We start from the raw sequence: 6453 nt of genomic DNA on the forward strand, positions 1-6453 counted from the left end.
GCAAAAATTGCATCCAACTTGAGCGAAATTTAGTAATTTTTCAGAACACTCAATTCTAAAATCCTAATTCCAAAGGAAAGTAATGCACGAATATTCGATTGTCCAAAGCCTTTTAGACATTATAGAGTATAATGCAAAAAAATATAATGCAAAAGAGGTAGTAGAGGTAAAAGTAAAAATAGGAGTTTTAAGCGGTGTAGAGCCACATCTACTTCAAATTGCTTTTGATACATTTAAAGAAAATACGATTTGTAAAAATGCTACTTTAGAGATGGTCATTCAACCAATAGTTGCAAAGTGCAAAAAATGTGGTTATACAAATGAGTTTGAAAAGAATGAGATTTTCTTTGAATGCGAGACTTGCGGTGAGGTGGATTTGGAAGTTTTGGATGGTGAAGATATGTTACTGCTATCTTTGGAGATGAAATAAATGGGGTTTGTTCATATCTATACAGGAGATGGTAAAGGTAAAACTACGGCGGCGGTAGGTTTGGTTCTTAGGGCTTTAGGGGCTGGCAAAAGAGTCTATTTTTCTCAATTTATGAAAGCGTTACCTTCACATGAGATTGATATGCTTCAAAAATGTAGCGAAAATATCGTGGTTGATAGGGAGTGGGACGGAAAGTTTATCGTTGATAAGCCCAGTTTAAAAGAGATAAAAATGGTAAAAGATCAATTAAAAAGAGTTTTGAAAGCTTTTGAAAAAGATTTTGAGATAATTGTTTGCGATGAGATAATAGTTACTACGGTTTTTGGTATTTTAAAAGAAAATGATATTTTGAATTTAATGGAAAAAAAGCCAGATAAGGTTGAGCTTATATTAACAGGGCGTGGTGCAACCAAAAAGATGATAGAAAAAGCAGATTTGGTAACCCAAATGGAAAAAATAAAACACTATTTTGATAAAGGTGTAAAAGCAAGAGAGGGGATAGAGTTTTAGTTGTGATAAAATTTGATTTTTATATTTTAAAAAGGAGAGAAAATGGTTGCAAAAGGTTTTAAGAAAAAATACTTCTCGCTTGCCGCAATTGCTGCAACTGTTTCGGCTGTATCTTTAAATGCGCAAGCTGCAACGGTTGCTACCACAGAAAATGTAGTAGTAAGTGCGAGCAAGTATGAAGAGTCGGTTGAAGAGACTACCGAAGATATTGAGATTGTAACTTTCGAAGAGATTGAGGAGAGGGGATTAAAAAGCTTAAAAGAGGTCTTAGAGTATATTAAAGGTGTCTCTTTATCTTCTAGCGGCGGATATGGAAAAGCTACTTCGGTTTATCTAAGGGGTTTAAATACCGACAAAGTTTTAATATTAATAGATGGAATAAGATATAACGATCCTTCCAATACTAACGGAGCTTCAATTGAGCATCTTCTTTTAAACAATATCCAAAAAATTGAGATCATAAAAGGTCCTCAAAGCGGTATTTGGGGGGCAGATGCGGCCAGTGGAGTGATAAATATCATAACAAAGCAAGCAATCAAAGGCACCAATATAGATTTTGATATTGAAAGAGGAAGTTTTAATTCCAAAAATATAAAATTTTTACTATCTCAAAAAGCCAAAAACTTTTTTTATCAAATAAATTATAACTACTTTAGCACAGATGGAGTATCCGCAATCACTCCTTATAACGAAAATCCAAAAGATTATGAAAGGGATGGATATATAAACAGAAATCTCTCTTTAAAAGGGGGTTACAATTTTGATAACGGATTTTTCGAGATAGGAGCAAACTATATAAATGCAGATAACGAAGCCGATCAGTTTGGAGATCCAAATTCTAAAAATGATGATACTTTTCAATATGATTCTTATTTTTTAAATGGTTCCTTTTTTGTAAATTCACACGATTTTGTTTTACATCTTGATAAAACAGAAACAAAAAGGGAGTTTTTAGATACTACATGGGGAGTGAAAAATTTTGAGGGCAAAACAAAAAGATTTGAGATAAAAGATAGATTCTATTTAAAGGATATAAAATTAATAGCTGGTTTGGAATATCAAAAATTTTCTACCGATTATTTAGAGGTTTTTGGAGATTCAGGAGATATTTCCTATAGTTCAAAATCGTTTTTTTTAAGCGGGAAAAAAAGATTTGATGATTTACTTGTATCTATGGCTATGAGATATGACAACTACTCATCTTTTGATGATCAAACCACTGCAAAATTTGGTTTGAAATATTATATAAAAGATTTAATATTTTTTACAAATATTGCAAACGCATATAATGTGCCAAATCAGGTAAAGATACTCAATCCTTGGGGAGCCTCAAATTTTGATCTTCAACCTGAAAAAACTAGAAGCTTTGATGGGGGATTTGAATATCAAGGATTAAAAATCTTGGTTTTTTATCAAAAAGTTAAAGATTTAATAGATTGGTTTGATCCAGATGATATCTGGTGGAACAATAACTCATATTATAAAAACTTTGAAGGAAGTAGTAAATTTAAAGGTATTGAGATAGGTTATAAAAAGGATATATTAGAAAATCTTCTTATCGAACTTGGATATACCTACCTAAACGCAAAAGATCCAAATAACGATGACCTTCCAAGAAGAGCAAAAAATAGATATACCTACTCCCTAACTTGGTATCCTACACAAAAGCATACTATAAATATAAACGGATATTATATCGGTAAAAAGTTTGACGATAAGGAAAAGTCAAAACAGATTGGAAAATATAATGTAACAAATGTTTTGTTATCTCACAACTTTGCCAAAAATTTTACGGGATATATAAATATAAAAAATATTTTTAACAAAAGATATCAGGAGGTTTACGGCTACGGTAGTTATCCAAGAGGAATTTATATTGGACTTAGGGGGTCTTTTTGAAACTAATTCCAAGAAATTATATAAGATATAAATTTTTTAACTCTTTCTTTACAGGACTCTCTGTTGGTTCGATTTTTGTGATATACGAACCCCTTCATCCCTCCCTTTTCTCTTTGGGAGGGATAATTTTGGCCGTTGGAATGCTAATAGTTGCAAAATTTTATGATGTTTTACTAAACATAAAAAAATATTTTTTAATAGCTCTGTTTGTAGAGATTGTAATGCTTTGTCTTGTTATCTTTTTTTTGGTGGAGCCTTATGAGTATATGACGGCTTTGATGGTTTATGGAGGGTATCAGTTGACTTTTATGTTTGGAGCATATCTTGTTAGGGCTGAAACATTGATAGTTCATAAAAAAACTCTTTTAACATTGGTAGATGTTAGTAAACAGTATGGATATTTAGCCGGGATGGGGATATCGTATCTTTTTTATAAAATTTTGGAGTATTTAACTATTACAGATAAAAAAGAGCAAGTTTACGATCTTCACTTTTTGCTTTTTTTTATCGAAATTATCATAATATATCTTTTTATAAACTCCTTTAAAGGAAAAAAATGATTAAAAAATGTCTATTTCCGGCTGCGGGATATGGAACAAGGTTTTTGCCGGCAACCAAAGCTATACCAAAAGAGATGCTGCCAATAGTCAATAAACCCCTTATTCAATATGGCGTAGAAGAGGCTATAGAAGCCGGTATTTATACTATGGCTATAATAACCGGACGAGGTAAAAGAGCAATCGAAGATCATTTTGATATTAGTTATGAGCTTGAACATCAGATAAAAGGAACAAGTAAAGAGTATCTTTTAAAGGATATTAGAAATTTAGTAGAGAGCTGCACTTTTACTTACACAAGACAAAAGCAGATGAAAGGTTTAGGACACGCTGTTTTAACCGGAGAGCCTCTTATAGGTAACGAGCCCTTTGCGGTTATTTTAGCCGATGATCTATGCGAAGGTGAAGATAGTGGAGTTTTAAAACAGATGGTTGATCTTTATAAAAAGTATAGATGTTCTATCGTTGCCGTTATGGAAGTGGAAAAAAAATATATACACAAATATGGAGTTGTTGAAGCAAAAGAGTTGGAAAAAGATGTTTTTGTTGTTTCAAATATGGTTGAAAAGCCTTTGGCAGAAGAAGCGCCAAGCAATTTGGCGGTTATCGGTAGATATATATTAACTCCTGATATTTTTGATATTTTAAAGGAGACAAAGCCCGGTAAAAACGGCGAGATTCAGCTTACTGACGCGTTAATGACCCAAGCTAAAAAAGGTATGGTTATAGCTTATAGATTTAAAGGAAAAAGGTTTGATTGTGGAAGTGTTGAAGGATTTGTTGAAGCAACAAACTATTTTTACAACAAATTTTTAGCTAAATAGTGCTAAAATTTTGTAAATATTTTAAAAAGAAAGGATCGATATGAAAGTAGGAGATTTAGTAATAGTTTCAAATTTAGGAGAGATGAAAGTTTATAAAGCAAATCCAAGAGATTTGGAAGCTGAAGCTGGATTAAAGCCCGAAAATATCAAACTTGATCTAATCAATTCTATTGATTATGTTGAGTCTCACTGGAGAGTAAAAGATATCGTAACGGATGAAGCTGGAAGATTTAAAGGTGATGCCGGCAATATGGGTAAAATGGGAGGAAGCATAGGACAAAGGCACGAGCTTGAAAATAAAATGGAAGAAGATGTCATAAGAGCCGTAGCCGAAGATATAGCAAAAATAGTTCAAGAAAACAATCCTCCAAAATATTTCTTAGCTCTTCCTCAAAATATTTTTAAAAGAGTATGGGATCATATTCAGAGTTTGTCTTCAAAATATCCTGAAGCTACATCAAAACTTTTTAGATATCTCCAAGAGGATTTGACAAAAGAGGATAAAAACAGATTACCAGATATTTTTAAAGAGAAGGGAAAACATTTTTAATTATTTGTAGATTTATTGGCGTATTGGGTAAAACCGATATGCCAATATAATTATATCCAAATAATAAGGATATTTGTGGAAATTTTAGATATTTTTAAAAAAATAACCTCTATTCCTCACTGCTCAAAAAACACTTTAAGCCTTCAAAAATTTATCATAGATTTTGCAAAACAAAACAATTATTTTGTTGAAGTAGATAGCGTGGGCAATATTTTATGTTATAAACAAAAAAGAGAAATTTCACTTCAATCCCATTATGACATGGTATGTGTAGGGAAAGCCCCAAATATTGAGATAGTTGAGAAAGACGGATTTTTAATGGCAAAAGACTCTTCCCTTGGTGCTGATAACGGCATCGGTGTAGCGTTGATGTTATCTTTGATAAGTAAAGGTGTTGAGGCGGAGTATCTTTTTACGAATGATGAAGAGATAGGGTTAATTGGGGCAAATGAGATAGAGTTGAAGCTAAAATCAAAATATATGATAAATCTTGATAGCGAAGAGCTTGGTGCGATTTTTATCGGTTGTGCCGGTGGAGTGGATATTTTTGCCTCTAAAAAGGCCCAAAAAGGTAAAATCCAAAAAAAGTTTATTTATAAAATTGAAACTTTTGAGTTTGAAGGAGGCCATTCTGGAGTAGATATAGATAAAGATATCCCAAACGCTATTAAAGTTTTAGCAAATATTTTAACAAATATTAAAGACTATGAGCTTATCCGTTTTAAAGGGGGAGAGAGGATAAACTCCATTCCTTCAAAAGCTAAGGCTATAATTGCCGTTGATAAAAAAATTGATAATTTTGAAAATGTCAGCCTTTATGAAATGGAAAAAGAGCAGGACTTTTGTATAGTAGAAGGAGAAAAACTAATAAAAATATTAGCGGCTTTTCCTCACGGGGTTAGAGGTTGCGATTTTGAGTTAAAGATCCCAAAAACCAGTATTAACCTGGCATTAGTCGATCTAAATATAAATGAGCTAAATATCGCTTTATCCGCTCGGAGTATGAATAAAAAAGAGTTAAACAACATTGAAATTGAAACTAAATTATATTTTAGTTCATTTGGTTTTAAAAATGTTAGCGAGGGAAAATATCCCCCTTGGGAGCCAAAAATTACCGATTTTTCGATGAAGGTAAAGAAAATTTATCAAAAATATTTTAAAGATGTCAAATTCAAAGCTATACATGCTGGACTTGAAAGTGCGGTGCTAAGCAGTAAATTTCCAAATATACAGATTGTCTCTATCGGACCAAATATCTACAATCCCCACTCAAAAAAGGAGAAGGTTGAAATAAAATCGATATCGATTTTATACGATATAGTAAAGGATATAGTTAGATCTTTCAATTAGCTTTTTAATCTTTTTTTACTATTTTTTTATCTTCGCTGTCACATAGATCATATAAAAAACACTCTTCACATTTTGGATTTTTCGCTTTGCATATATATCTTCCAAATAGCACCATTGCTTGATGGACATCATGCAAGTTAGTTTGGAAAGCTTCAACAAGATCTTTTTCGGTAGCCTCTCTTGTTTTTGCATCACTCAATCTTAATCTATGAGCAACCCTAAAAACATGAGTATCTACAGCCATTAAATTTTTTTTGAAATACTCAAACATAATAACATGAGCGGTTTTCCTTCCAACACCTGGCAGTTTTATCAACTCTTTTTCATCTTCTG

The 6453-nt window shown here is 32.1% G+C and carries 8 protein-coding genes; 7 read left to right on the plus strand and 1 reads right to left on the minus strand.

Going from position 1 to position 6453, the window contains the following annotated elements:
* Positions 1-82 precede the first annotated feature (82 nt).
* The 7 genes from hypA (at position 83) to AC30RD_RS05215 (ending at position 6120) form a co-directional block, all read left to right on the plus strand.
* On the plus strand, positions 83-430 hold the full coding sequence (gene hypA, locus AC30RD_RS05185) for a hydrogenase maturation nickel metallochaperone HypA (RefSeq protein WP_489493249.1): 348 nt from the start codon (positions 83-85) through the stop codon (positions 428-430).
* A complete protein-coding gene (locus AC30RD_RS05190; RefSeq protein WP_489493250.1) occupies positions 431-940 on the plus strand; it encodes a cob(I)yrinic acid a,c-diamide adenosyltransferase in 510 nt (169 codons plus the stop codon).
* 42 nt (positions 941-982) lie between these two features.
* Entirely contained in the window at positions 983-2839 is a 1857-nt protein-coding gene (locus tag AC30RD_RS05195) for a TonB-dependent receptor plug domain-containing protein (RefSeq protein ID WP_489493251.1), read from the plus strand.
* Positions 2836-3399, plus strand: coding sequence for a hypothetical protein (locus tag AC30RD_RS05200; RefSeq protein WP_489493253.1), 564 nt, complete (start codon positions 2836-2838; stop codon positions 3397-3399). The genes AC30RD_RS05195 and AC30RD_RS05200 overlap by 4 nt, the downstream gene beginning before the upstream one ends.
* Entirely contained in the window at positions 3396-4220 is an 825-nt protein-coding gene (gene galU, locus AC30RD_RS05205) for a UTP--glucose-1-phosphate uridylyltransferase GalU (RefSeq protein WP_489493254.1), read from the plus strand. The genes AC30RD_RS05200 and galU overlap by 4 nt, the downstream gene beginning before the upstream one ends.
* Positions 4221-4260: 40 nt before the next feature.
* The gene (locus AC30RD_RS05210; RefSeq protein WP_489493255.1) at positions 4261-4770 is read left to right on the plus strand and encodes a host attachment protein; all 510 of its coding nucleotides are present in this window, start codon (positions 4261-4263) and stop codon (positions 4768-4770) included.
* A 75-nt stretch (positions 4771-4845) separates the two neighbouring features.
* Positions 4846-6120, plus strand: coding sequence for a peptidase dimerization domain-containing protein (locus AC30RD_RS05215; RefSeq protein WP_489493256.1), 1275 nt, complete (start codon positions 4846-4848; stop codon positions 6118-6120).
* 4 nt (positions 6121-6124) lie between these two features.
* Here the strand turns inward: AC30RD_RS05215 and AC30RD_RS05220 are convergent.
* On the minus strand, positions 6125-6453 hold a 329-nt coding region (locus AC30RD_RS05220), incomplete at its 5' end, for an endonuclease III domain-containing protein (RefSeq protein ID WP_489493258.1).

This window comes from Nitrosophilus sp. (genome assembly GCF_982775275.1).